At 67.9% G+C, this 26,679-nt stretch carries 20 protein-coding genes; 14 read left to right on the forward strand and 6 right to left on the reverse strand.

Annotated elements, in window-relative coordinates:
- Positions 1–34 precede the first annotated feature (34 nt).
- Complete coding sequence (locus ACH34W_RS36775; RefSeq protein ID WP_395965896.1) at positions 35–781, forward strand: ABC transporter ATP-binding protein; 747 nt, start codon at positions 35–37, stop codon at positions 779–781.
- A gap of 46 nt (positions 782–827) precedes the next feature.
- Positions 828–1,514, forward strand: coding sequence for a GntR family transcriptional regulator (locus ACH34W_RS36780; RefSeq protein ID WP_395965782.1), 687 nt, complete (start codon positions 828–830; stop codon positions 1,512–1,514).
- Between the two features lie 67 nt (positions 1,515–1,581).
- Here the strand turns inward: ACH34W_RS36780 and ACH34W_RS36785 are convergent, their stop codons facing one another.
- Positions 1,582–2,451, reverse strand: a complete 870-nt coding sequence (locus ACH34W_RS36785) for a hypothetical protein (RefSeq protein ID WP_395965783.1) — start codon at positions 2,449–2,451, stop codon at positions 1,582–1,584.
- 244 nt (positions 2,452–2,695) lie between these two features.
- Here ACH34W_RS36785 and ACH34W_RS36790 point away from each other — a divergent pair, with 244 nt between their 5' ends.
- Complete coding sequence (locus ACH34W_RS36790; protein ID WP_395965784.1) at positions 2,696–3,655, forward strand: 4-hydroxy-3-methylbut-2-enyl diphosphate reductase; 960 nt, start codon at positions 2,696–2,698, stop codon at positions 3,653–3,655.
- Positions 3,656–3,733: 78 nt separating this feature from the next.
- Here ACH34W_RS36790 and ACH34W_RS36795 read toward each other — a convergent pair whose 3' ends face one another.
- Both ACH34W_RS36795 and rmuC read right to left on the reverse strand, forming a co-directional pair.
- A complete protein-coding gene (locus tag ACH34W_RS36795) occupies positions 3,734–4,354 on the reverse strand; it encodes a DUF6542 domain-containing protein (protein ID WP_395965785.1) in 621 nt (206 codons plus the stop codon).
- Positions 4,351–5,811, reverse strand: a complete 1,461-nt coding sequence (rmuC, locus tag ACH34W_RS36800) for a DNA recombination protein RmuC (protein ID WP_395965786.1) — start codon at positions 5,809–5,811, stop codon at positions 4,351–4,353. Before rmuC ends, ACH34W_RS36795 begins: the two co-directional genes overlap by 4 nt.
- 94 nt (positions 5,812–5,905) lie before the next feature.
- Here rmuC and ACH34W_RS36805 point away from each other — a divergent pair, with 94 nt between their 5' ends.
- The 9 genes from ACH34W_RS36805 (at position 5,906) to ACH34W_RS36845 (ending at position 20,633) form a co-directional block, all read left to right on the forward strand.
- Entirely contained in the window at positions 5,906–6,139 is a 234-nt protein-coding gene (locus ACH34W_RS36805; protein WP_395965787.1) for an alpha/beta hydrolase, read from the forward strand.
- 11 nt (positions 6,140–6,150) lie between these two features.
- Positions 6,151–7,236, forward strand: a complete 1,086-nt coding sequence (gene ychF / locus ACH34W_RS36810) for a redox-regulated ATPase YchF (protein WP_395965788.1) — start codon at positions 6,151–6,153, stop codon at positions 7,234–7,236.
- Positions 7,237–8,916: 1,680 nt separating this feature from the next.
- Positions 8,917–9,897 (forward strand): conjugal transfer protein, encoded by a 981-nt coding sequence (locus ACH34W_RS36815; protein ID WP_395965789.1) that lies wholly within the window; start codon positions 8,917–8,919, stop codon positions 9,895–9,897.
- Positions 9,898–9,971: 74 nt separating this feature from the next.
- Positions 9,972–10,259 carry a hypothetical protein gene (locus tag ACH34W_RS36820; RefSeq protein WP_395965790.1) on the forward strand — a complete coding sequence of 96 codons (288 nt, stop codon included), beginning with the start codon at positions 9,972–9,974 and terminating at the stop codon, positions 10,257–10,259.
- A gap of 89 nt (positions 10,260–10,348) precedes the next feature.
- Entirely contained in the window at positions 10,349–13,813 is a 3,465-nt protein-coding gene (locus ACH34W_RS36825; protein WP_395965791.1) for a TcpE family conjugal transfer membrane protein, read from the forward strand.
- 85 nt (positions 13,814–13,898) lie between these two features.
- Positions 13,899–16,403 carry an ATP-binding protein gene (locus ACH34W_RS36830; protein WP_395965792.1) on the forward strand — a complete coding sequence of 835 codons (2,505 nt, stop codon included), beginning with the start codon at positions 13,899–13,901 and terminating at the stop codon, positions 16,401–16,403.
- A gap of 113 nt (positions 16,404–16,516) precedes the next feature.
- Positions 16,517–18,913, forward strand: a complete 2,397-nt coding sequence (locus ACH34W_RS36835) for a type IV secretion system protein (RefSeq protein ID WP_395965793.1) — start codon at positions 16,517–16,519, stop codon at positions 18,911–18,913.
- Positions 18,913–19,560, forward strand: coding sequence for a hypothetical protein (locus ACH34W_RS36840; RefSeq protein WP_395965794.1), 648 nt, complete (start codon positions 18,913–18,915; stop codon positions 19,558–19,560). Before ACH34W_RS36835 ends, ACH34W_RS36840 begins: the two co-directional genes overlap by 1 nt.
- Positions 19,557–20,633 (forward strand): NlpC/P60 family protein, encoded by a 1,077-nt coding sequence (locus ACH34W_RS36845; RefSeq protein WP_395965795.1) that lies wholly within the window; start codon positions 19,557–19,559, stop codon positions 20,631–20,633. The genes ACH34W_RS36840 and ACH34W_RS36845 overlap by 4 nt, the downstream gene beginning before the upstream one ends.
- Here ACH34W_RS36845 and ACH34W_RS36850 read toward each other — a convergent pair.
- From ACH34W_RS36850 to ACH34W_RS36860, 3 genes are read right to left on the reverse strand one after another with little or no spacing between them, the layout of a single operon-like run.
- Positions 20,606–21,229 (reverse strand): hypothetical protein, encoded by a 624-nt coding sequence (locus ACH34W_RS36850; RefSeq protein ID WP_395965796.1) that lies wholly within the window; start codon positions 21,227–21,229, stop codon positions 20,606–20,608. The genes ACH34W_RS36845 and ACH34W_RS36850 overlap by 28 nt on opposite strands.
- 42 nt (positions 21,230–21,271) lie before the next feature.
- On the reverse strand, positions 21,272–21,865 hold the full coding sequence (locus ACH34W_RS36855) for a hypothetical protein (protein ID WP_395965797.1): 594 nt from the start codon (positions 21,863–21,865) through the stop codon (positions 21,272–21,274).
- Between the two features lie 18 nt (positions 21,866–21,883).
- Entirely contained in the window at positions 21,884–23,455 is a 1,572-nt protein-coding gene (locus tag ACH34W_RS36860) for a hypothetical protein (RefSeq protein WP_395965798.1), read from the reverse strand.
- A 491-nt stretch (positions 23,456–23,946) separates the two neighbouring features.
- On the opposite strand from ACH34W_RS36860, the gene ACH34W_RS36865 reads away from it, so the two are divergent.
- Together ACH34W_RS36865 and ACH34W_RS36870 are read left to right on the forward strand one after the other, a co-directional pair.
- Positions 23,947–24,234 carry a DUF4282 domain-containing protein gene (locus tag ACH34W_RS36865; protein WP_395965799.1) on the forward strand — a complete coding sequence of 96 codons (288 nt, stop codon included), beginning with the start codon at positions 23,947–23,949 and terminating at the stop codon, positions 24,232–24,234.
- 47 nt (positions 24,235–24,281) lie between these two features.
- On the forward strand, positions 24,282–26,678 hold the full coding sequence (locus ACH34W_RS36870) for a serine/threonine-protein kinase (protein WP_395965800.1): 2,397 nt from the start codon (positions 24,282–24,284) through the stop codon (positions 26,676–26,678).
- Position 26,679 lies beyond the last annotated feature (1 nt).

Consider the following 26,679-nt stretch of genomic DNA (forward strand, 5'->3'; position numbering starts at 1 on the left):
AGACGACCAGTCCGTGAAGCCAGACGACCAGTCCCTGAAGGCAGACGACCAGCCCCACGCAGACGACCAGGTCCTCCTTGACGTGACCGACCTCGACGTCCGGTATGGCGGGGTGCAGGCGCTTCGAGGCCTCAGCATCACGGTTGCCGAGGGTGAGATCGTCGCGCTGCTGGGCAACAACGGCGCCGGTAAGACGACGACGCTTTCGGCGATCTCGGGCCTCGTCCGTGCCGCGGCGGGACGGATCACGCTCGGCGGCCGTGACCTGACGAAGGCCACGGCGCCGAAGGTGGTCGCGGCCGGGGTGGTCCACGTGCCGGAGGGCCGCCGGATCTTCAGCCTTCTCACCGTTCACGAGAATCTCCAGCTCGGAGGCCACCTCGTCCGGGACGGGCGTGAGCTGCGGCGGCGCATCGACCAGGTGTACGAGCTGCTGCCTCGTCTGGCCGAGCGGCGCGGGCAGCAGGGCGGGACGCTGTCGGGCGGCGAGCAGCAGATGCTGGCCATCGGCCGTGCACTGGTGGCGCGACCCCGGCTGCTGATGCTGGACGAGCCGTCCATGGGCCTGGCGCCGCTGATCGTGACCGCAGTGATGGACGTGATCCGCGACATCAACGCCTCCGGATCCGCCGTCCTCCTGGTCGAGCAGAACGCCAAGGCCGCCCTCAAAATCGCGCACCGCGCCTACGTGATCGAGAACGGCACCACGGTCCTGCACGGCACGGCGGCCGAGCTGGCCGAAGACTCCCGCGTGGTGGAGGCCTATCTGGGCGGTGTCTGAGCCGGGCATCCGGGAGGCGACGGGACTGGGAAGCGAGGGAGCGGCCATGCCGGGACGGGACGAGCCGAACCTGCCCGATCTCGGAGCGCGCCGGAACGTACGTGAACGGATAGCCGACGCCCTCCGCGCCGCCCTGGTGGCGGGGGAGATGCGGCCGGGTGTCGTCTACTCCGCGCCCGCGCTCGCCGAACGTTTCGGCGTCTCCGCCACTCCGGTGCGGGAAGCGATGCTCGACTTGGCCAAGGAAGGCCTGGTCACGGCGGTGCGCAACAAGGGTTTCCGGGTGACGGCGCTGTCCGAACGCGATCTGGACGAGATCACCGAGGTACGCGCGCTGATCGAGGTGCCCACGATCGGCAGGATCGCCGCCGCGGTGCCCGCCGAGGTGCCGGTCTCGGCCGTCCACGCGCTGCGCCCGCTCGCCGAGGCCATCGTCGTCGCCGCCGAACGCCGCGACATCCTCGCGTACATCGAAGCTGACCAGGCCTTCCATCTGGAGGTCCTCGCCCTGGCCGGCAATGCCCACCTCATCGGCGTGGTCAGGGACCTGCGGCACCGCTCGCGTCTCTACGGCGTGCCCTCACTCGCTGAACGCGGCGAGCTGGTGCCCTCGGCCGCCGAACACCTGGAACTCCTCGACCACGTCGCCGCCGGAGACGCAGCCGCCGCCGAGGCACTGATGCGCCATCACCTCCGGCACGTACGCGGCATCTGGGCCGCCCGCCTGCCGTGATCGTGTGAAGAAAGCCGAACGGCCCCCGGATTCCCGGAGGCCGTTCGTCGTGCCTGAGCGCAGCCGGTCAGCTGGTGCCGTTGAGCTTGGCGATGCGGTTCTCGTACATCTTGAGAACGTCGGCACGGGCGGAGTGCTTGCGCTCGTACTCGCGCAGCAGCTTCACCTGGTCGACCGAGAGCCCGCGCAGGCGTGCGCGCAGCTGCGGCAGCGTGGCTTCGTCGTAGTTCGGCACCGGCAGCTCAGCCGCGATCTTCTCCGCCTCGGCCGGCGCGGCGGGCTTGGCCTCGGGCTTCGGCTCGAACTCGGGCTTGGACTCGGCCTTCGGCTCAGCGGCCTCGGTGGCGGCTTCCGGCGCAGGCTTCGACTCGGGCTCGGGCTTCGGCTTGGCCTTGGACGCGGCAGCGGGCTTGGCTTGAGCGGCAGGCTTAGCTTCAGCGGCAGGCTTGGGCGCAGCCGCGGGCTTAGCTTCAGCGGTGGGCTTGGGCGCAGCGGCGGGCTTAGCTTGAGCGGCTGGCTTGGCCTCGGTAGCGGGCTTGGCCTGTGGCTTTGCGGCGGTCTGCGGCTTGCCGACCGCGATCTCCGAGCCGCCGGTGCGCGCCGTGGCCTTGGAACGGGCCGGAGGCTCGGTCACTGCGGTACGGGAAGCCTTGGCCGGTGCGGGATCGGGCTCTTCGGTGCCGCGTACCCGTTCCGTCACACGGCCCACCACCTGCACGGCGGTGTGCTGCACATCGTCGCGAAGCCTGCCGAGCACGGGCTTGACGCCGCCGCCCTCGGTGATCTCCTTGTAGTCCTTGGTCACCCGGTCGCTCAGCAGCAGCGCCCGGCCGACGCCGAACATGGCCAGCCGGACCGCGTGCAGCGGGAGGTCACGGACCTGTTCACCCACCGTGTCCTGCACCTGCTGCTTGAGGCGGCGCGGCGATTTCACCATCGTTCTCCATCTCCCTGCTGTCCTGATCACTGGACTGGGTCGATTCGGCACCGTCTGTCAAACATCACTTTGCCGCATAGGTGCGAATCCGGTCACCCCGCCCTAATGGATATCTGTCCAAAGAGGGCGTGGAGTGAGTCACATCGCGGGCTTCACCTGAGCTTAGTCCGCCGGGCCTCCGGGACATGGGAGGGTGATGGCGCACGCGGTGCGGGTCGCCTGGGACGCCTCGTACGATAGGGGCATGACCTCCTCCAGCCAGCGCCGTGTCCTGCTCGCCAAGCCGCGTGGTTACTGCGCCGGTGTCGATCGCGCCGTCGAGGCAGTTGAGATCGCCCTGCAGAAGTACGGGGCGCCGATCTACGTGCGCAAGCAGATCGTGCACAACGTGCACGTGGTGAAGACGCTGGAGGAGAAGGGCGCGATCTTCGTCGAGGAGACCGAGGAGGTGCCCGAGGGGTCCATCGTGGTCTTCTCGGCACACGGCGTGGCGCCGGTCGTCCACGAGGAGGCCCGCGGGCTGAGCCTGAAGACGATCGACGCGACCTGCCCGCTGGTGACCAAGGTCCACAAGGAGGCCGTACGGTTCGCCAAGGACGACTACGACATCCTCCTGATCGGCCACGAGGGCCACGAGGAGGTCATCGGCACCAGCGGTGAGGCGCCCGACCACATCCACCTGGTGGACGGGCCCGACGACGTGGCCAACGTGAAGGTCCGCGACCCGGAGAAGGTCGCCTGGCTGTCGCAGACGACCCTGTCGGTGGACGAGACCCTGGCCACGGTCGCCAAGTTGCGCGAGCGGTTCCCCAAGCTGATGGACCCGCCGTCGGACGACATCTGCTACGCCACCCAAAACCGGCAGGTCGCCGTCAAGGAGATGGCCGCCCAGGCCCAGCTGGTCATCGTGGTCGGCTCGACCAACTCCTCCAACTCGGTGCGCCTGGTCGAGGTGGCCAAGGAGCACGGCGCAGACAACGCCTACCTGGTCGACTACGCCGAGCACATCGATCCGGCCTGGTTGGAGGGCGTCAGCACGGTCGGTGTCACCAGCGGCGCCTCCGTCCCGGACGAGCTGGTGCAGGGCGTGCTGGCCTGGCTGGACGAACGCGGCTACGGCGACGCCGAGGAGATCGAGTCCGTCAAGGAGAGCATGCGTTTCGCCCTCCCGCACGAGCTCCGCAAGGACCTCCGCACCGCCTGACCCGTAAGGGACCTCCGCGCCGCCTGACCCCATAGGGGACCTCCGTACCCGCCCTACCTCAGTGGGTTTCGGCAGGGTCTAGTCGACCTCGCTGTGGGGGAGTTGGTCCTCCTTGCGCGCGTGGCGCGGGCGCGGGCCGCGGGTCGCGGGCGTTTCGTCCCAGCGGACCGGGTTCTCGTTCTCCTCTTCCTCGAAGAGGCGGATACCGGCGAGCTTGGTGCGCAGGTCCTTGAACGCGGTGACGAGGCCGCGCGGGACCGAGATGACGATCACCAGGATCGTGCCCAGGAACAGCCAGGGAGCGGTGCCCGCCAAGGTGGTCAGCAGGCCGACGGTCACGCCGCGTACCAGCGAACCCTGGCCGAGCGTGGTGATGACCTCGGCCAGGAGCGTGACGGCGAAGAAGACCAGCGGCGGGCTGACGGCGAGCGTGAGCAGATCGGCCGGGCGGGTCATGAGTGCGGCGAGCGCGCAACCGACGGTGAACCCGAGGCCCGCCAGGATCGCCAGGTCGAACCAGCGGGCGAACAGCGCCCCGAGCAGCCCGGTACCGAACACGACCACGATGCCGCCGCGCCCGGTGAGGGCGATCGGCCCGCCTCCGGAGGCCGCGGAGCGCGAGGCGCGGCTCTCACGTCGCACAGGTCCCCCCGGAGCCGGCGAGGCGTCACCCGACGCGTCGCGTACCGATGTACTCATTGCCACCTCTCCCTGCGATCAATCTGCTCGGGGATGGCCCGTCCGCCGAAACTTACCGTTTCCGAGCCTGAGCCGGGTCGGTGTCGCTCGCCCTCGCGGGCCTCGCCGGCGGCGTGTTCGCCGTCGGGAACGCCGTCGTCGAAGGGCTGGGGGGAGCGTCGGGATCTGGTGGCGAGCGCGTTCAGATGTTCTTGTTCCTTGGTGGTGAGCTCGTCCAGATGGGTGTGTTCTTCGGCGGTGAGGTCCGCGGTGAGGTCGCCGGAGAGTTCGGCGGCGGAGGGGGAACGAGGGCTTTCCTCGATCGGGCTCGGCCCGTCGAGGGTGGTCTCCACGACGCCGAGCTCGTTCAGCTTGCGCGCGCTGACGAGCACCCGCGTCTCCAGGGAGCCCACCGTGCGGTTGTACGACTTGACCGCGTTCGTGAGCGAGCGGCCGAGCTCGTCCACATGCTGGCCCATCGTGCCGAGCCGCTCGTACAGCTCCTTGCCCAGCTCGAACACCGCCCGCGCGTTCCGCGAGAGCGCCTCCTGCTGCCAGGCGTACGAGGCCGTACGGAGCATCGTGATCAGCGTCGTGGGCGTGGCGATGTGCACACGCCGGCTCATCGCGTACTCCAGCAGGCTGGGGTCGCGTTCGAGCGCGGGGGCCAGGAACGCCTCGCCGGGGATGAAGAGCACGACGAATTCGGGCGCGGGGCTGAACGCCTGCCAGTACGACTTGGCCGCGAGCCGTTCGACGTGATCGCGGAGATGCCGGGCATGGGCGTCCAGGCGTACGGGCTCACCGGTCTCGGCGGCCTGGAGGTAGGCGGCGAGCGACACCTTCGAGTCGATGACGATGTTCTTGCCGCCGACCAGCCGGACGACCATGTCGGGCCGGACCGTTCCGTTCTCACCCGCCGCGCTCGCCTGCTCGTCGAAATCGCAGTGGTGGGTCATGCCCGCCAGCTCGACCACCCGGCGCAGTTGCAGCTCACCCCAGCGGCCGCGCGCCTCGGGACGCTGCAACGCCCGGACGAGGGTCTGCGTCTCGGCGCGTAGCTGATCAGAGCTCTGCCGTACGAAGTCCACCTGGCGGGCGAGCATCGCATGGGACTCGCGGCGGCCGGTCTCGACCTCGCGGAGCTGCTCCTCGACCTTGGCCAGGGTCTCGCGGAGCGGGGCGACGAGGTGCTCGACGGCGAGCTTGCGGCGTTCGAGCTCGCCCGCCGCCTCGACACCGGCGGCCTTGAGCCGCGCGTCGGCGAGTTCGAGAAAACGCTGGTTGCTGGCGTCCAGGGCCTTGGACGAGAGGCTTTCGAAGTGCTCGGCCATGCGCTCCTCGGCATAGGCGAGCTTCTCCTCAGCCGCCTTCGCCCGCGCGATCAGGGCGCCCTGGCGCCCGGTGGCGAGCGCGAAGCCGACCACCACGCCGAAGGCCGCCCCGATGGCGAGGCCGACGAGCAGCGCGAGATCCATCCGTTCATCGTGACAGCGGACACGGGGAGTATCCGCGCGACGCGCCGAGGGTGGCGGCCGCGCCCGACAATTAGACTCACTGTTTACTAAGACCGTGAATCGGAAGTATCGCCGGCCGCCCGCCGAGCCTGCAGGCACGAGCGGCTCGGAGATCCTCCGCGACGACACCCGGAACGTAGCCGAACGAGCCCGTGCCGCCGGTGTGGAGGCCGTCTACCAGGAGCGGGACGGCCTGGTCCACGTCTTCGCGGACTACATGCCCGAGGGCAAGGCGGCCTTCCGCCACATCGCCGAGTTCGTGCGCGGAAGAGGTCTGGCGGGCCAATAAACTTGACCGCCGTGAGCCTCTCCATCGGAATCGTCGGGCTGCCCAACGTAGGCAAGTCCACCCTGTTCAACGCGTTGACCAAGAACGACGCGCTGGCCGCGAACTACCCGTTCGCGACCATCGAGCCCAACGTCGGTGTGGTCGGGGTGCCCGACTCGCGGCTGGAGGGACTGGCCGGGGTCTTCGGCTCCCAGAAGATCATCCCGGCCACCATCGAGTTCGTCGACATCGCCGGCATCGTCAAGGGCGCCTCGGAGGGCCAGGGGCTGGGCAACAAGTTCCTGGCCAACATCCGGGAGACCAACGCGATCTGCCAGGTCATCCGGGCGTTCGACGACCCCGACGTGACCCATGTGGACGGCGACGTCGCCCCGTCCCGCGACATCGAGACCATCAACACCGAGCTGATCCTCGCCGACCTCCAGACGATCGAGAAGGCCCTGCCGCGCCTCGAAAAAGAGGCCCGCACCAAGAAGGACAAGGAACAGCTCGCCGTAGTCGACGCCGTCCAGACCGCGCAGCAGATCCTGAACGAGGGCACCACCCTCTTCGCCGCCGGAGACAAGGTCGACCTGGACCTCCTCCGTGAGCTGCACCTGCTCACCGCCAAGCCCTTCCTCTACGTCTTCAACCTGGACGAGGAGGAGCTGAGCGACGAGTCCCTCCGCGCCAAGCTCCGCGACCTCGTGGCCCCGGCCGAGGCCATCTTCCTGGACGCCAAGATCGAGTCCGAACTCATCGAACTCCCCGACGACGAGGCCCTAGAGCTGCTCCAGAGCCTCGGCCAAGAGGAGTCCGGCCTGTCCCAGCTGGTCCGAATCGGCTTCGACACCCTCGGCCTCCAGACGTACCTCACCGCCGGCCCCAAGGAATCCCGCGCCTGGACGATCCGCAAGGGCGCCACCGCCCCCGAGGCCGCCGGTGTCATCCACACCGACTTCCAGCGCGGCTTCATCAAGGCCGAGATCGTCTCCTACGACGACCTGATGGCCGCCAAGTCCATGGCCGCCGCCCGCACCGCCGGCAAGGTCCGCATGGAAGGCAAGGACTACGTCATGCAAGACGGCGACGTAGTCGAATTCCGCTTCAACGTCTAACGACGTGGCCGCACGGTCTCCACGAGCCCGGATGTCACCGCTGCGTGCTACTCCGCTATCCCTCAGTCCCGCTCGTGTGACTCGGGCGTTCACCTCGTACGCGGCCCCGCGTTGTGCTGCCCGCCTGCCAAGCATTGAGTTCAGCGCGCGATGTCCAGGCGCTGACATCTCGCTCGGCGCACCATCCCGGCTCGGGCAAAGACCGTCGCGTGCCGTTGTGCTGGAAAGCCTGAGGCACGCGTCGCCTACATGACTCCCGTATGCCGCTGCCTACGCTGGATGCACAGCGTTCATATGCCTCACTTCTGCACCAACGGCGTGGTTCAGGTCTGTGCCGTGTACACGCCTCCCGTGTCCACGAGCGCAAGGTTCTACCGCCCATGCCCCCAGGCAGCTCTTCACTCATGCGCACGACCCACCCCGGCAACCCAGCCTCGTAACCGCCCGTACGAGCCACCGCCATACACGCCGCCCCGCCCGCGTGCGAAGCACTCTCATGTGCCCGTGCAGCCCTCTGCCCGTGCATGCGCCCGTGCGGCTCTCTGCCTGTGCATGCGCGCGTGCGGTCCCCTGCCCGTGCATGCGCGCGTACACGCCTGCATGCGCGCGTACAGGCCGTCTACCACCCACATGCGCGGCCCACTCGCGTACGCGCGGCCCGCCCGCGTGCGACCTACTCTCGCGTGCGGCCTTCTGCCTGCGCGTCGCTTCCTACGCGTGTGTCACCACCTGTGCGGTCTTCCGCCGGGGGTGCCTCTCTCGTGTATCGCCTTCCGTTCTCGAGGCCATGTGCACGCATGTGTCCCGTGCGCGGCCCTCAACGGTGTGCGATCCCCGCGCGTGTGGCCCCGTCTGTCGCGTCGTCCTTCCTCGCATGTGCTCGTGCGGCCTTCAAGCGTGCGTGCGGTTACTCTCGTGGGCCTTCCGCCTGTGTGTGGCCCGCTCTTGTGCGCATAGCCTTCCCTCGCGTGCATCTCTCCGTTCGTGTGGCCTTTGCTTGTGGGCCGACCAGCCGTGGCCTCCACGCGCGCATGCTGCCTGAGCGCGGGTGGCCCTCTGTGTGCCTTCTGCTCCCACAGCTTGGTGCAGGTCACCTGCGGTTGGACGTTGTTCGGGCGCGGTGGGTGCTGCGGGTGCGTGCGTCGTGTGTGTGGAGCGCTGATATACAACGTCTGTGCGGGGATCCGTGTATGGCGCTGCTGCATGCCGCGCGTGTATCGGGCTCGTTCGGGCGTTGGTGGGGATGGAGTTCCACTAAGCGGTTTCTGTACGCGGGGTGTTGGGTGGCGTACGGGGTGTGCAGGGAGGTTTGTCCCGAAAGCGACACAGTGACGGATTCGGTGGGAAAGAGATGTCGTCCGGGATGGACATCCGGTCGACAAGCAACTGGCGTGGCGGAGTACCTGTGCGGATAGGAGTGCGACGCGTCTTTCGCCCGGGTGGACAGGAGATCGTCACCGTTTGGCAATCTTCCCGGTTCGGACTGAGGTGGATTGCGTTATCCACAACCGCGTGCCGGGGCTGTGCTTCGCCGCGATGCGCTGGAACAATTGACGCTCGTGGTTACTCTGGGCCTGTGGTGGGGTCCGGAATGACCCACACCGGCACAGGATCAGGACAGGACGACGCGCCGACCGGGGGCGAGGCGCGAGCGGAGGCGTGATGGCTCGCAGGTCGGCCGTGAGACACGGTCGTGAGACTGCTGTTGTCGAGGAGGTCCCGGCGACCTCCCTCGGCCCGTCCGCCGACCCTTGGGACGTTCCAAAGCAGCGGCACGGCGGCGGCCGGGGTGGCGGTCGCTGGGGTGGCTCGGGTGGACGCTGGTGGGTCTGGCTCGGACGCGCGGTCCTGTGGGCGCTCATCCTCGTCATCCTGTTCAACGGCATCAGGGCCCCATTCGAGCGCTTCACCGCGAGCGAATCCGGATCCACCACAACATCGAAGCCCAGCAAGGCCGCGCAGTTCCCGGCCAGTGCCGCGAGCGCGTTCGCGATGCAGTTCGCGACCGTCTACCTCAACTACGATCAGAAGACGGCGCCTGCGCGCGAGACCCAAATACGAGCGTTCATCCCCGAGGGCGCGGACGGTCAATTCGGCTGGAACGGCGTCGGAACGCTACAGGTTCACTCAGTGCAGGTTGCCGGAGTGGACGCGCGGGACGCCAACAATGCGACCGTGACCGTCCTCGCCCGCAGTCAGGACAAGTGGTTCCGCTTGGCGGTGCCGGTCTATGCCAAGGACGGCGCGCTGGTGATCTCGGGTCGTCCGGCGCTGCTCCCGCCGCCTGTGCGGGCGGCGCTCCCGCAGACCGGTGTACGCGATCGTGACCAGGCGCTGGAGGCCGAGTTGCAGAAGGTGCTGGGGCCGTTCTTCCAGGCCTACGCACTGGGGGAGCCGGCGGCGCTGGCACGCTACGCCGACGGCAAGGCGCTCTCGGGTCTTGCTGGCTCGGTGACGTACTTCCAGGTCAAGGAGGTAATCGCACCCAAGGGTCCGGTGGGCGAGCGTACGGTCACGGCGACGGTGGTGTGGCAGATCCCCGGCACCGGAGCCGGCAACGGTGGTGAGCTTGAGCAGGCATACCAGCTCGAGATGGTAAAGAAGGGCGCGAACTGGTTCGTGAGAGACATCCGCGGCACACCCGGACAGGGCGCATCATGAGAGGCCGCGACGTGAGACAACCCCGGGGTCTGGTCTTCCCCTCATATCCCGCCGACCTAGGAAGGTAGTGGTCGATGCTGCACCACATCATGGCGTCGATTCCCCACGAGGTCTTGGCGGCGCCGCCGAACGACGAGCTCAAAACCGACAACCTCGCAGACTTTCTGCGGCAGTTCTTCGGTCCGTTGTTCTTGGTGATCGTGTCCATTGTGGCGATATTTTTTCTGTTCACCCGCGAGATCACGCGTTTCGTGCAATTCATCGTTCTGGCGATCGGAATTGGAGTGGTCTTTTACGTGCCCAACATCATCGAAACCATGGCCAAAGCGATCGCCAAGGCCCTGGGAGTGGACGTGACCTGACCCCCGGATGGCGGACACCGAGGTCGGGGCGGCCCTGTACGGGGCTGCGGCAGGCGACGCTGTGCTTGCACAGTTAGGGGAGTAGGGGCGTGGATCTACCCACGTACACGAACATATGGCGCATTGAGAAGAGGCTCTACAAGCTGTACGACCTGCGGCTTCCGATGCCTCTGCCGCTGGTCCAGATCGGCGTGTTCGCCGGTGTGTTCGTGCCGTGGATCCTGTTGCTCTTGTTCGTCGGGATCCCGTTCGAGTCCCCCTGGCACGTGGTCTACATTGTGCCGCCGGGCGTCCTGACCTGGCTGTCGACGCGGCCGGTCATCGAGGGCAAGCGCCTGACCGAGCTGCTGATCTCGCAGGGGCGGTACGTGGCGGAGCCGCGCACCTGGTGCCGGCTCACGCCCATCCGGGAGCCACGCGAAGTCGTCATCGTCGCCCGCGTCTGGCGGCGTCCGGAGGCGCCGGCGCCGGTGGCCGCGCCTGAACGCGCCGCCATCAAGTCCCGCCGGAAGGCCCGCAAGGCGAAGAAGACCGCCCAGCCGGTCGTCCAAGAGGTCACCGTGCCGACTGCGGCCTCCCTGCTGCCCGGCCCAGCCCTAGTCGACGCACCGCAGCCGCTTGCCGAGTACGCGGCGCAACATCCGAACGCTCAGCACGTTCCGCCCGCTCAGGCCGCGCTGCCGATGCCCGTCCAGCAGACTGCCGATCCGCATGCTCAGCGAGTCAGTGCCACGGAGGGCGCGCCGCAGCGAACTGGTGTGCGACGGGCCGCTGCCGAAAACGGAGAGCGGGAGCCTGCTCTCGCGCCAGGCACGCTCGGCACGGAGCACGACGTGCGCGTGGCGGGTCCGGCCCCAGAGCGCGCGCCGGTACGTACGGCCAAGCCCTGGCGTCGTACGACCCGTGAGATCGCGCATGAGGACGATGTCCAGGTCGTGGCGCAGGAGCCTGCGGACATCGACCGCCCTCCCGCGACGCCTCAACTCGAAGTCCCTCCTGCCCACGAACAGCAGCCCGCCGAGGAACCTGTCGGCTCGGGCAAGCGCGCGCTCGCCTCAGGTGTCCGGCGTCCGGGTGCCGCAGCGGAGTTCTGGAAGGCCATCAACCAGCCCGCGGAGACGCAGACCGGCGAGGCGTCGGCCACCCCACCCGCATCCGCCACCCGTCCCGACATCCAGCAGCAACGTTCGTCCGCAACGCGGCCGGACATTCCTCAAACTCCAGCCACGCCACCCGCTACCAGGCCCGACATCCCCAAGGTCCCTGGCGCCTTCGGCACCGGGACGGCCGAGGGCGACACCGAATGGCGTCCTGCCAAGGAGCAGCCCGCAGCCGAACGTCCAGCGGAAGAGCTTCAGGTCGATGTTACGCAGCCCGCAGGTGACGAGGGACCTCACCGTGAGGGTGAGACCGCTGGTGAACGTTCAGCCGCACCCAATGCCGGTGCGTCGGACGACGGCGCCCGCGAGGCGGCAAAGAGTCAGGCGCAGGCTGAAGAGTCCGCTGGCACGGAGCCCGAGACGCCCGCCAGCGAATCTCGCGAAACGCCAAGCGCACGTGCCTCACGGCGAGCACGCAAGGGACAGCCCGCGGAGGGATGGCCCGGCGCAGTCCCCTGGCCGCACCGTGCGCAGCAGCCGCAGGGCGAACAAGAGCCGCCTCGCGCTCAGGAGGCAGGGTCTGTCCAGCAACCGCAGCAGGCCCAGGGACAGGAGCCGGATCAGGCGGCGCCGAGTGCGCGACCGGAGGGTGCGTCTGGAGCGGAGGCCGGCCAGGAGGCGCAGTCGGCCGAGGAGCCGCAGGTCGGTCAGGAGCAGCGGTCTGAGCAGGCCCCGCTACGTGGTCGACCCGAGGGTGTGCCAGATGCGCAGGCCGCCCAGCCGTCACAGCCGGTCGGCGACGAGGCGCGGGCTGGCGAGGGTTCACAGGCAGGCCGGGAGCAGACGCAGCAGCCTGGGCAGGGCGAGGTGCAGGCCGGGGCCCAGACGGGCCGGGAGCAGCAGCCTAAGCAGATGCCGCAGCGTGGTCAGGCGCAGGCTGGCGAGGGTTCGCAGGCTGGCCGGGAGCAGGCGCAGCAGCGTGGTCAGGCGCGGGCTGGCGAGCGGTCTGGGGCCGTGTCGGACGCAGATCGGCAGGCCGGGCGCGCGCAGGGTGGTCCGCAGGCTGGGCAGGGGCCGTGGCGTGCGCATCGGCAGGAGTCGGATGCTGGGCGGCAGTCGGGTCCGGGGGCGGAGCAGGGTGTGCCTGAGCGGGGTCGTCAGCCGCAGTGGGGGCAGCAGCCTCGATGGGGGCAGGGAGCACAGGCTGAGCCTGAGATGCCTGCGGCTTCGGCGGACGAGCAAACGGGTGAGGGGGCTCGGAGGGAGCCGCCCAAGCCTTGGTCCAAGGGGCTGTCGAAGCCGGTGAGGGCATCGGCGACGGACGCGTTGGTGTGGCCTCCTGGAGCTTCTCCTCGGCGCGAGGGGCCAGAGACGCCGCAGCGGTTCACCGGGCCGCCGCCTCGGCCTCCGCAGGGGACGCCGGTCAAGCCGCCGGTCGTTCCGGCAGAGCAGACTCCACCGCCGCGTGAGGTTCGTTCGGGGCCGGCGTCACCGGTGCGGCCGCGGCCGTTGCCGCCTCCTCCGGCGGCGCCCCCTTCCGAGCCGGCGATCACACCGCCAGGGCCCGACCACGAGGTGAGCACGGGCGGTCTGCGGCGGCTCATCCAGGCTGTCGGCGGCGGCCATGGTGAGGCGGACGCGGAGTACGAGGCGCGGCTGCAGCAGCCGTTCCATGGAACGCGGCACATCGTCGTGCTCGGTTGTACGGGCGGTGCGGGGCAGACGGTGACCGCGCTGATGCTGGGTCACACGTTCGCGCAGCACAACGGCGAGCCGGTCGTGGCGATCGACGTCAATCCCGGGCCCGGTGCGCTCGCGCGCAGGACGCGGAGTGAGACGAACGAGACGCTGACCGGGCTCATCACGCGGGCCGACCAGGTCAACAGCCTGACCGCGATGCGGCGCTACACCTCACAGGCCAAGTCCGGGCTGGATGTGATCGCGGCCGGGCGCAATCCGCTGCAGGCGCTGGACGACCGGGACTACGCGCTGGCGATCCGTACGATCGACCGCTTCTACTCGGTGACGCTCCTCGACACGGCGGCGGCCGTCGTGGCGCGGGTGTTGCCGTACGCGGACCAGATCGTGCTCGTCGCGCCGGCGAGTTCGGACGCGCCGCGGGCGGTGTCGATGACGTTCGAGTGGCTGGACGGCCATGGTTATGACGAGCTCAGATCCCGGGCCGTCACCGTGATCAACGGGGTGAGCCGGCGCAGCATGGACGACGTCGAGCAGGCCGAGGCCGTCGCTCGTGGCCGTTGCCGTGCCCTGGTGCGGATCCCGTGGGACGATCACCTCAGCATGGATCGCGCGCCCCGTAACGAGCTGAAGTCGCTGCGGGCGCCGACGCGGCGTGCTTACCTCGCTCTAGCCGGTGTTGTCGCGGGTGGTTTCACCGTGATGCCCGAGCGTTATCAGGAGCTTCAGGAGCAGGAGCAGGAGGCCACTCGATGAGCCCCGCGAGCCGCCGCCCGGCGGCTGGACCGAGGAGCGCCGGGAGCTTGCGCCCAGCGTGCGAGCCGCTGAGCGGAGCGAGGCAATGAACAGAGCATCGAAGGCACGGTCCAGCCGGCTGGCCGTGCGGTACTTCGACGACCGGGTGTTGCTCACCGACCACGCGGCTTGGGCGTACTTCCGGTTGCCGACGGTGTCGTACGAGTTCACGACGGGCGAGGAACGCGAGGCGCTCGCGACCAACATCACCATCGCGCTGGCCGGCATCCGGATGCAGGACGCCGAAGTCCACCTGCGGATCGCACACCGCACCTATCCGGCGGCTGACTGGGCGCTCGCGCTCGACAAGACCTCGGACGCCGGCGCGGGGTGGCGCGACTATCTGGAGGAGACGTACGCGCACGTCTGGGCCAAGGACTTCTGGACCAAGGAGGTCTACCTGGGCGTACGGCTAGGGCCGCGCGGCATGGGCGCCCAGCTCTCGGGCGGCGTGCTGCCGCAGCTGCTCGGCTTCTACAAGCGCAGCGAGCAGGCGCTGGGCATCGAGGACGACGCGATCGACAAGAAGGAGATCGCGCGCTGGACCGAGCAGGCGGAACGGGTCGGCCGGGCACTGGGCGGGTCGGCGCTGTACGCGAGGCATGCTGCCTCGACGGAGGTGGCCTGGCTGTTCCAGCACGCGGTGACGGCGTCGCTCGCCGATCCGCCGCCGTCGGCCGTCGCGCGACGTACGTGGGGCAAGGGCGAGATCGAGGCGCTCGTCGAGGGCGCGATCCACAACGGCCGTTCGTACCTGAAGGTCGAGCAGCCCAACACCAGCGGCAACGGCGGAGGCCCGATCGCCCAGTCGTACGTGGCGTACCTGTCGTTCGCGCGCTTTCCGGACCTGATGCCGTTCCCGGACGGCGAGCCGTGGTTGCACTACGCCGACGCGCTGCCGTTCCCAGTCGAGATCAGCGCCCGCATGAAGCTGATCCCCCCGGCCAAGGCGTCGAAGGACGTGTCGCGCAAGCTGGCGCATGCGCGCGACATGGACCAGCACATCCGGGAGGCGGGCGCCGAGGCGCCGATCGCGCTGGCCGAGCAGATCGACGCGGCGCGGATGCTGGAGCACGGCATCACCAAAGAGCGGCTGCCGTTCGTGTACGGATGGCATCGCATGATCGTGTCGGCGCCCACGGCGGAGCTGCTAGCGCAACGGGTGGACGCGGTCGTGGAGCACTACCGCGACATCGGCATCGACGTGGTCAACTCCACCGGCGACCAGTTCTCGCTGTTCCTGGAGTCGTTGCCCGGCGATCGCATCCGGTTGAACGCGTACGCCCAGCGCCAGCCGCTACGGACGATCGCGGGCGGTATGCCCGTCGCCACGGTCGACCTGGGTGACCGGCCGGACGAGAACTCCGAAGGCTGGGTCGGCCCGTACATCGGCGAGACCCTGGGCCGGGCACGCGCCATCGTGCACTTCGACCCGCTGGTCGCGGCCGCCCGCAACCGTCCCACCGCCGTTGCGATCACCGGCGAGCCGGGCGGCGGCAAGACGACACTGGCGCTGCTGCTGCTCTATCAGATGGCGCTGCGCGGGGTCACCATCGCGGCGATCGACCCCAAGGGCGATGCCGAGTCGCTGGTGGAGCTGCTCAAGGCGCGGGGCCGGAAGGCACGAATACTCCCGTTGGGGTCAGCCGCGCCCGGGCTGCTGGATCCGTTCTCGTTCGGAGACGACCTGGCCGCCAAGAAGACGATGGCGACGGAGACGCTGCGGCTGCTGCTGCCGAGGATGTCGGAGGAACGCGAGTCCGCGATGATCCAGGCGGTCGGCGCCGTGGCCAATGCCGACCGGCCGTCGCTGGGGAGGGTCGTCGACTACCTCGAAGGCTCCGACGACCCGGCGTCCAAGAACCTCGGCGCCGTCCTGCGGTCGATGTCCGAGATGCGGCTCGCGCGGCTGTGCTTCGACCCGTCCGGCGGCGAACGCATCGACACCGCAGGATGGACGACGGTCTTCACGCTCGGCGGCCTGACCTTGCCCGACGTGGCGATCGGCCGCGAGGACTACTCGTACGAACAGCGCCTCTCGGTGGCGCTCATGTACCTGGTGTCGCAGTTCGCGCGGCGCCTCATGCACGGCCTCGACCGTCGCCTGCCCAAGGCGATTTTCCTGGACGAGGCCTGGGCCATCACATCGACGCCGGAAGGGGCCAAGCTGGTGCCGGAAGTGTCGCGAATGGGGCGTTCTCGCAACACTGCGTTGATCCTGGTCTCGCAGAACGCCGGAGACCTCTTGAATGAACAGGTGACCAACTGCCTGTCCTCGGTGTTCTCCTTCCGTTCGTCCGAACGGGTCGAGGTCGGCAACGTGATGTCGCTACTGGGGGTGGAGGCGTCCGACGAGCACAAGGCCGTGCTGCGCAACCTGGGCAACGGCGAATGCATCTTCCGCGATCTCGACGGCCGAGCGGGGCGCATCGGCGTCGACCTGATCTCCGAAGAGCTGCAGCGCTGGCTCGACACCAACCCGACCCGGTCTCATCCGGGGTCGTCGGAATTGACAGCCGCGGGGACCGAGGCCGAGGAGGTCAATCGATGAGGCGACCCCGTCATCGGGAGGTCCGCATCCAGCGGTCGCCCGAGGAGGGCCTCGATAGGTCCGCCCTCTTCGATCGCTCAGGCCGCCCCCGGCGACCTCGAGTCCGAGCTGCGGTGCATCCGCGACGAAGGCGCCACCGCCGCTCGGCGGTCCTGCTCGTCCTGATGTCGCTGTTCCTGCTGAGCCCCGTCTCGCCAGCGGTGGCGGACATTCCGCTGCCCAGCCCGACGGATGCATGCCGCCCTGCGGACAATCCCGCGCCCGAGCAGTACGGGTCGGGTACGGACGGGCTGATCAAGCCGCCGGACTATCCGAACCAGAAGCTGAAGACCACTCCGGTCCAGGACCTCACGTACTACGACCGGTACGGGACGGCGGGCCAGAGTTGGTACGCGGTCGACATGGGCTGCTCGGACGCCATGGCGATGATGGGCAACGCCCTCGCCAACACCACGTTCACCCTCGTCCGGGCGATCGACCGTACGACCATCAGCGTCTACCAGGCTGCTGCGTCGGAGTCGCTCCTCAGCTGGCTCAAGAACACCGTCGACGGTGTCATCACCGGGATCGGCAAGACCTTCAACGCGCGCTACTGGTCGTGGGTGGTCATCCTCGGCGCGATGTGGCTCGCCTGGTGGGGGCTGGTCCGAAAACGGGCCAGCAAGGTCACCGAAGGCGTCATCTGGATGGTCGCCGCCATGGTGGCCCTGATCTGGCTGGTCGCCCGTCCGGCCGACTTCACCACGCTGGGAACGAAGGTCTCCGAAGCGACCAGCGCCGCGTTCAACGCAGCCCTGCCACAAAGCGATACCAAGGGCGGCACCTGCATTCCCACACCACCAGGCCAGCCGGATCCGCTGAAGTCGGCAGAAGTCGACGCCACAACGCGCAACGCCAATGGCCTTTGGGTAGCGCTGGTCTGTAAGCCGTGGCTCATGGGCGAGTTCGGCACGACCGACCCCAACGCCAAGGTGGTCAAGGACAACGCCGACAAGCTTCTCTGGGCACAGGCGGTCGATTTGCCCGAGACCCATGGAGGTCAAAAGGTCGACCTGGGCAAGAAGGCCGACGCGTACAAGGCCGTCTCCAAGGACATCAAGGAGAACCACGCAGGGGTCTATCCGGTCTTCCAGGGGAAGAACTGGACCAGCCGGTTGGCTGTGTCCTTTGGCGGGCTCTTTGCCGCACTTGTCGCCGGCATGCTGATCATGGTGATCGCGATCGCGCTCATCGTGGTGAAGATCGCGTTCCTGCTGTTGCTGGTCGCCGGGCCGATCTTCCTGGGCATCGGCATCCATCCGGGCATAGGCCGGGTGATCGCCATACGCTGGCTCGAACTGCTGTTGTCGATGCTCCTCAAACAGGCGGCGCTCATCGGCGTCCTGTCGTTGTTGCTCTGGGCGTACGGGTTGATCCTCGGCGAGACGTTGCCGTGGGGTCTGCAGATCCTGCTCATCGCACTCGTGACGTTCGCCGCGTTCATCTACCGCAAGCCGTTCCAGCATCTCTTCTCTGCTGTGGGCTATTCAGCGGTGGGCGCGCGTGACAAGGGCGAGGCACAACTCGACAAGTCGATACTTGAGGCTCGCAAGAGCACCGCAGCGGTGGCGACAGCAGCCGTTCCCGGCGCCGCTGGGTATCGCCTCGCCCGTTGGGGCAAGCGTGACGCGGCAGCCGAGGCTGGTGCTACCGCAGACGCCTCAGCAGCCGGTACGGGTGCCGTCACCGATCGGCGAAGCGCCATCGGCGCGGCTGGCGCGGGAGAAGGCGCCTCGCCAGACGCCGCTCCGGTGCTGGCCGCCAAGCCCCGCAGTGGCGCGGCCGCCGCACAGGGCCGTTCGAGACGTGGCGCACCGCCGCTCAACCTGCCGACCCGGGCAGGCGTGGCAGGCGACTCCCGCCGAGAGGGCTCAAGCGCGCCGACGGCCCGAGGGTCCGACGGCCCGCCTGCCGGTGGAACGAGAGGCGGGGACAGCAGGAAGTCTGCCGGTTCCGGCATCGGAATCAGCCGCCCGACTTCGTGGACCGGACGTCCTTCGAGCGGAGGGGCACCTAGCTCAGGCGGTACCGGTGGCGCCGGAACTGGCGGAGCAAGCGGTGGCGGAGCAGGTGCAAGCGCTGGCGGAGCAGGCGCAGGCGGTGCTGCGGCGGCAGGCGGAGGCTGGTTCAAGGGCAGCGGACGTTCGTCCGGCGGAGCTGCAAGCAGCGGCCGAGGTCGTAGCCGAGCAGGTGGCGGCGCCGGATCGTCCGGCAGCCCAGCTCGCGGCCGGAACGGTGGCGGCGGCTCTGGTAACGGTGCCCCAGCCAGGGGCAAGGCCGATCCGGCTTCTGGAGTCCCGAAGCCTCGCACTGGCGGCGGATCCGGCGGGTCCAGTGGATCGGGCGGATCTGGTGGCTCGGGCAGTAGGCAGGAGCCGCCGCCCCTGTGGGGCAAGCGTGGTGCCGAGGCTGGCCCACCGATACCGTTCTGGCTGCGTCCGGTCGAACGTGAGTCAGAACGGGAAGAGTGATGAACCTGACGGACCGCCAACGCAAGCTCCTCTTCGTGGGACTCGTGGTGGCACTCGCCGTCGTCGGCGTCTACCTGACGGTCGCCGCGCCTGACCGTGACTCGTCGGACAGCGCGACCTCTCGTACGACCCCGACAACGGCGGCGTCCTCCGGCCCGACGGGACCTGCTTCACCGCCGCCGGGCATCTCTGGAGCCGTCGCGCCGAGCGGCTTTGACATCTACCGTCTGCTGCCGTTCTCGCAGCGTGAGTTCACCACGGCAGCCGACCTGGCGCAGCGCTTCATCGCGGCTCAGGGCACATATCGTTTCGACGAGGACCCCAAGGTGTTCACGGCCCGCCTGGCAAGCCTGGTCACCGACCAGTTGCGAGGCGAGATCGAACGCGGTGCGGCCGCACCCGGGATTCTTGATGAACGCAGAGCGCAGCAAATCGTCGCGGAGGGCACCGCCACGCTCGACCGTGTCCGCGATATCGAGGACAACTCGATCATCTTCCTGGTCACCGGCAAACAGCAGGTCACCAAATCCGGGAAGAAGAGCACGGACAGTCAGCAATATGCGGTCACCGTTGCGAGAGATGGCGCCTCCCTGAAGGTCTACGCCTTCGAGCCCGCCGATGCCGGGCAAGCAGGTGACACGGGATGAACCGCCGCAACCTCCTCCTCGTTGGCGCCATCGGCGCTGTCTCGATGCTCTTCGTCGCACTGATGATCCTGCCTGTGCTGTTCGGCGCCAGCCAATTCATGTACGGAGGAGGCGGTGCGGGCAGCGGTGGCTGTGTCGACGTCTCGCAAGCAGGCGCCCAGCCGGCAGCCGCAGTCGACGCGCGTGCGATCCCGTCCAATTACCTGGCCCTCTACAAGAAGGCGGGCGCGGACTACCGCATCCCGTGGAACGTCCTGGCCGGTATCGGCAAGGTCGAGACCAGCCACGGCACGTCCAAGCTCCCTGGTGTCAGCAGCGGCGAGAACTACGCGGGCGCAGGCGGGCCCATGCAGTTCCTCGAGGCCACGTTCAAGGCCTTCGCAGTAGATGGCAACAAGGACACCAAGAAAAGCCGCTACGACCCTGAAGACGCCATCCCCTCAGCCGCCCGCTACCTGAAGCACAACGGCGCCCCAGAACGTATGCGCACGGCGCTCTTCATGTACAACCACTCCTGGGACTACGTGAACCTCGTCCTCGACTGGGCCAAGAAGTACGGCGGCGGCGACTTCAAGGTCGTGCAGTCCAACGGCGTCGAGTGCCAGGACAACAACCTTCCCGCCAACGTCCAAGGCGTCGTGCAGCGCATCATCGCCTTCGCCATGGCACAGCGCGGCAAGCGCTACGTCTTCGGCGCGAACGGCCCCGACGCCTGGGACTGCTCCAGCATTCTCGAAGCCGCCTACCGTCAGGTCGGCATCACGATCCCACCCGCCACCTGGGGCCAATGGCCGTTCGGCGTACGAGTGGTAAAGGGCACCGAGCAGCCCGGTGACCTGGTCTTCTTCAACTCGGGCCCTGGCACGTCGGCGGACCGTCCTGGCCACGTCGGCATGGTGATCGGCCCCAACAAGATGATCGTTGCCAGCTGCTCGACGTGCGTGCCCAACATCGGAGTGAAGCCCTACAAGCGCTCCGACTGGGTCGGCTCGACCCGTCCTTTGGCCCGCCCCGACATCAAGAAGAAGCTGGCCGAACTCCAAGCTCAGGCTGGTGGCCCCACCGGAGGCTGATAACGCTCGGGTGCCCGCTGCTGATACGTCTCCGTTGACTGCGCGACTCGCGGGATCTCGGTGGCGTGGGGTGTCCACGGGTCGAGGAACAGCTCATACCTGTCGTCGAGTTGGTCAAGGACGTCCTGTCCCGTGGTGGAGAACCAGGCCGTGTCGCCGAGGGACTCCGTGAAAGTGATCAGAGAGCTGAAGACCGCGATCGTCTCGGCGTGTGCGAGAAACCCTGGTTTGTCCCCCGCCTGGCAGTAGACGATCGACTGTCGGAAGGCGTCCACCAGATCCTCGGCATTGATCTGCTTGTCGAGGTATTGCGTGGCTGCGTTCACCAGGGCCGTGGCCCGCTTCCGGGGCTCATCGAGGTCCATGATGTGTCCGCCCGGCTCCAGAAAGAGCACCACGTCCTCGGGAAAGACCAGCGCCAGTTGCTCAACCGGCAGGTGTTGCCATTCGGCGCAGTCGGGTGGGAGCTCCGGCGGCAAGCTCTCCTCTGAGGTGAACGCAACGACGATGCGCCGATCGTCGGTGTGCAAGACCGGCACGGCACCGGTAGCCGCGGCCGGCACCCAGACGTGGGTGACCTCTTTAAGGGAAGACATGACAGGATAATCCCTATCCTCAGCCTCAGGAAATGTCGAGGCTCAGGTCTCGGTAAGTCGAACGCTTTGGAGGAGTTTCCACGAGAAAACGAACTCGTATGTTTGTGGTGATCCGTCCGGTGCTGAGCGGATGAGGGAGAAGGCTTCGAACGGGGGCCATACTTCCAGTTCCTGGAGGGGACCGAACAAGGTCTCGACCTCGTCCTGGGTGGCCATCCAGGCGCCGAGTTGAGCGGGGTTGCTTGCTTGGAGAGGTTCTTCTCCGGGTGCTCTCACGAATCGGCAACCTTCTAGGTAGCCTTCGGCGGTCCCCGAGACTTCGAACAAGAACTGAGGCCACATGGGGAGGGAGTATAGGTTGACGCGGGTCTCGCCGGGCTCGGTTTGCCGGATGGCTTTGTTGACGACCGGAGCCAAGATCTGGGAAATGGTATCGAAGACCGGTGCAAGTCGGTTGGTTCCAGGAACCACGATGTCGGTAAGTCGACTTATTTCTTCGAACTCAGTCTCCATCTCCTCCTCGCTGGAGCCCAGACTCAGGAGCGCGCGGTCGATCATCTCGCTCGGTGCGTCTGTCATCGTTCGCAGGAGATAGAGCTGATACTCCCTGACGCGCGGTCCTGTGACGGCTCCCATCAGTTCGTTCGCTCCTGATTAATCGATGAATTCAACTCTCAGATCCCCGCCTTCGTACCAGCGCCTGGTCTTGCGCACAGTCACTATGCCATCCCTCGACACGATGAACGTGTCGAGTACCTGCAATTGGGTGGGCACGACTGCGACGTCGCCGCTGGGGAGTCTGACTGTGGTCGCGTTGTTGAAGGCTCTTTTCGAAGCCGCGAGCAGAACCTCCACGGTCTGGCCTTGCGTGCCGCGAATCTCGCCAAGGCGTTCGAGTATCCGCATCTTGCGCGAACCTGGCGGTTGTTTGCGTGCGTCGGCTCCGATGACCTGCCCAGTCGCGTTGCCGCCATACCGATCTAGCATCTCCTGGAAGCTTTCGACTGAGTCGGCGATCTCACGGAGCTTCTGCGTGGTGTAGACGGTCTCTTTGGGGTGTGGGCTGGGGCGAGGTGGGCTCACGCCTTTGCCGACCAGCTTGACGTCCCCGGCGTCGCCGGTGGGTGGTGTTTTGGGCGGCTTGTTGGCGGCTGAGGGCGGGGGAGGTGGTGTTTGGGTGTTCTGTTTCCCGAGGGAGGTTGTTTTGCCCGCCTGGTCGGCTGCCTCGTCTAGCGCGCGGACGGCGGCACCGGTGTCGGCGGTCGGGGTCTTGGCTTTTCCGGTCTGGCGGAGAGCGGTGGAGAAGCGGCTGGCAGCGCCGCTGCCAGAGCCAGTGCCCAGGGTTAGGGCTCCGATGATGATGGACGGGACGGTCTGGCCGTACGCGCGAACCGGGTCACTTTTCCAGAGGTCCCAGTTGATCATTGCCTTGGCGAAGGCGACGGGGTGTTGGGCACCCTTGATTAGGCCTTTGAACTGGCCGATCGGGCCGCGTTGTATCCAGCTGCGGGGATTGGCCATCGCATAGACGGGTGCAGTGAATGGATTGGTGGCCAGCCCAGCCAGCCCGATGTCCTTGGTGCCTTCCCATAGGCCCGGCAGGTAGCGATGCGCATAGTCGTTCCAGGCCTTACTCAGGGGCCTGGAGTCGTCTTGGCCCAGGGCTTGGGCTAGGCCGCGGACAGTGCCGTAGGTGGCTTGGAGTAGTTGTTGCTGGTCGGACTTGAGGAGTTCGTCGCGGCGGCGGGTGATGTCGTGTTTCTGGCCGGCGACCCAACCTCCGGCGCGGGTGATGTTCTGGGCCGGAGAGGTGTTGAGGCCTAGGCCGCTGAGGATGTTGGACAGGATCTGACCCGTCTCCTGCCAGGCGCGCCCTGCTCGATCCAGCTCTTGCCCTAGGCGATGGAGTGCGCCGGGTGAGCCGCCTCGTACGTCACTGGAGCGGAGGCCTCCGCGAGGTGGGCCGGGGATGTATGGATCGCCGATGCGTGGTGGGCCGCCTTCGGCCTCGGCCGCGAGGTCCTTTACCGCGTCGAACGCGGCGTAGAAGTCTGAACGTGTGCCACGGTGACGTTCGGCGAGGCCGTCGAAGAGCCGTGCACCGGCAGGGCCGATCAGAGCACCTTCCAGGAGCACTGCGAACGCCTGTCTCAGGGCGGGACCGTGCTCTTCGGCCAGTTGCTTGACCCGTTGCAACTGCGCCGCCGCCTGTTCCGCCCGGCTCACCGGCCCGCCCCTGGCTCCCGGCAGCGCCGCATGGCGACCATTTTCTGTGCGTCCCTTCCGCCCGTACCGCCAGAGTTAGCGCACCAGACTCACAGCGTCAACGCCGCGCGTTCCCGGGACGCCGTATTGCAATACCCGACAGGGGCATAAACCCGATATTGGCGGTGTGACCCTTATCTGCTGTGGCCCTGGCTGTGGAGCACGCCGCAGGGATGGGAATCGTTCTAAGGTCGGCTGTGCAAGGCTGCCCCCAGATGAGCCCCCAGGAGACAGCGATGACGAACCCGTCCGACCCCGGACAGCCGCAGTACCCTCCGCCGCCCGGCCCGTACGGTCAGCCGGGACCGCGGGAGCCGCGGCCTGGGCAGGTTCCTGGTCCACGGCTACATGGGCCAGGAGAGCAGCCGCACCCTGGTCAAGAGGCGGCCCAGCGTGGGCCTGGCCAGGCGCCATGGGGTCCTGAGCCGGCTGCGGTCGAGGGCAAGGGACTTGTGGCGTCCCTGTTCGACTTCAACTTCAACTACCTAGTCACGCCGAAGCTCATCAAGGCTTCGTACGTGCTGTCCCTCCTGCTGATCACTCTGTCCGCCTTGATGGTGCTGGCCACCGGCATCTGGATCGCTCAGCTGAGGAATGGCTGGCTCCTCGGGTTGATCGTCATCTGTGCCTCACCCGTCATCTGGGTGTTCGAGGCCATCCTCGCGCGCATCTTCATGGAGGCGGTGGTGGTGCGGTTCAAGGGGGTTGAGCACCTCAGGGCGATCAAGGACAAGATCTAGGCGGCGGCGTTAGGCTCGCGGGGGCACGTGGACATATAGACGGGGCAGTGCAGGTGGCCGACTTCCAGGAGACACGGCGGGACCCGGGCGTGACGGGGCGGGATCCGGGGGTGCCGGGGCCGCGGCCAGGGGAGACTCGGCGGGATCAGCCGGGGCGGCCGGGTGGGCCGCTTATGCGTTTGCCGTCCGGCTTGGCGGAGCGCTTTGAGCTGGTCGCTGAGCTGCCGGTTCAGGGGGCGGAGTCGGATCTGCTGTTGGTGCGGGACGCCTTGGGGGCGGAGCACGTCGTCAAGGTCTTCCGGCGGGGCTACAACGCCGACCGGGAGGTATGGGCCAAGCTTCCCGGGCTGGAGTCGCCGAATGTTGTGCGGATTCTGGAGACCGGGCACGCGGACGGGCGGGATTATGAGGTCACCGCTTATGCCCCGGATGGGAATCTGCGGGGGTTGATGGCGGGGCCGCTGCCGGCGGAGGCGGTGACCAGGATCGTTGGCCAGCTCTCGGCGGGGCTTGCGGCGTTGCATGGGGTGGGGATCGTGCATCGCGATCTCAAGCCGGAGAACGTGCTCATAATGAGCGCCGATCCGTTGCGGGTGGCCATCACTGACTTCGGGCTGAGCAAGGTGCTTGACCAGAGCGTGGTGTTCGCTTCGTCGTCGCGGACGCTGGCTTATGCGGCGCCCGAGTCGTTGTCGGGGCAGGTGTCGCCGGCTCGCGACTGGTGGTCGCTGGGCATGATCGTGCGGGAGTTGCTTACCGGGCGGCCTCCGTTCCTGGGGTTGAGTGAGACGGCGGTCGTGGACCACCTGGCGACGCGGCCGGTGCCTGCGGATGAAGTGCCCGATCCCCGGTTTCGGTCGTTGTGCCAGGGACTGCTTACGCGGGATCCGCGCCGGAGGTGGACGGACGCCGAGGTCACCGAGTGGCTGAACGGGGGTGCGCCTGCGGTCGCTCACGAGCCGGCCCATCCAACGGCGCCGGAGGGGGTGGGGCTGCCGTTCAACGGGCAGCGCTATACGGAACGTGCGGAGCTGGCGCGGGCGCTTATTGACAAGTGGGATTATGCGGCGCTGTATTTCTTCGGGCGGGGCGAGGCAGGGGAGGCCTGGCGGACGCTTCGGGAGTGGCTGTCGGAGTTTGATGACAGCCGCATTGGGCTGATCGACGGTTATCTGACTACGGGTTTGGCGCCGGACGTGAAGCTGCTGCACTTGGTGCGGTGGCTCGATCCGACGCTGCCACCGCACTTTCTGGGGCGGCGTGTCACCTCGGGGGATTTGCCGGGACTGGCGGCCCTGGCGAACGACCCGGCGCATCCCGATCATCGAGCGGCGTGCCTTTTGGGGAGGGAGCTCTGGGACCAGCACCTTCTGCAGGTGCTGTCCGGGTTCGAGGGCGGCCGGGACCTCACGCGGATCGACGAACAGTGGCGTTCGCATGTCGCGTCCTGGAACCGCCTCGCCGGGTGGCTGCGCGAACACGAGTCGACACCGCCGCGGCTGGCCTCCAGGTTGCCCGACGCCGGGGAGCTCGCTGATGAGCGCGTCGCCGGGAAGGCCGCTGTTGTGGCGGACGATCCACCTGTTGTGCTGCTGACGCTGCTCGCCCTGGCCGCGCGGCCTGCCGAGACGCGGCGTTCGCTGGGTGAGGCGGCGGAACGGGCGCGCGCAGCAGTGCCCGAGCAGGTGCCGTGGTTCACCTGGCTGGTGGAGGGCGCAGGAGACGATCCGTTGCGTCTCCTGACGGTGGTGCGCGCGGCGCCCGAGGCGGTCGTGGACGCGGAGGCCCGTGTTCGGGGCCGCCATGCCGCCGAGCAAGAGGCGCAGGCGCTGCGGACACGCTGGGACGAGAAGGAACGCGCCCGGCTCGCAGGTCGCGGAGCCGCCGTGACTCGTGCCGTGGCGTGGTCGTTGCCGTTGCTCGCGTTCTGGCTCATAGGGAGCTGGATCGTCGGGGAGCTCTTCGGCGGCGACGATGGCGGTACGAAGTCTGTCGGCGGCGTTCAGCAAAGCTCGGTTGTGCCGTTCGTTGTGTTGGCGGTGCTGTCGTTCATCACCTGGGCGGTGCAATGCGGCAGCGAGGTGGCTTTGGCGCGCGCACAGGGCCGTGACTATCTGCCGTACGGGCCGTGGTCGTTGATGTCGCGGCTCCTCGGAGTGGGTGGACGCGGTCTCTCCAAGGCCTCGCAGACGCTGTCCGGTGCAGCGCAACGGACTGGGCGACGTGGCTGTGGGTTGTTGCTCCTCGCGGTCACAGTTCCCTTGCTGATCATTCTCCTTCTCTTGGCCGCGGTGACCCCGGTCGCGAGCCTGCTCTGGTTGATGCTCCTGATCGCCGCACCCGTGGCGCACGCGGTCGGCGCGGGGGTACGGCTGCACCGCTGGCGGCAGGCGCTCGAAGGGGAGAAGCAGAAGGCCCTTCAGGATGGTGTTGACCGCCGGTGAG

It is taken from the genome of Actinomadura sp. 6N118 (assembly GCF_044326415.1).
Classification (GTDB): domain Bacteria; phylum Actinomycetota; class Actinomycetes; order Streptosporangiales; family Streptosporangiaceae; genus Spirillospora.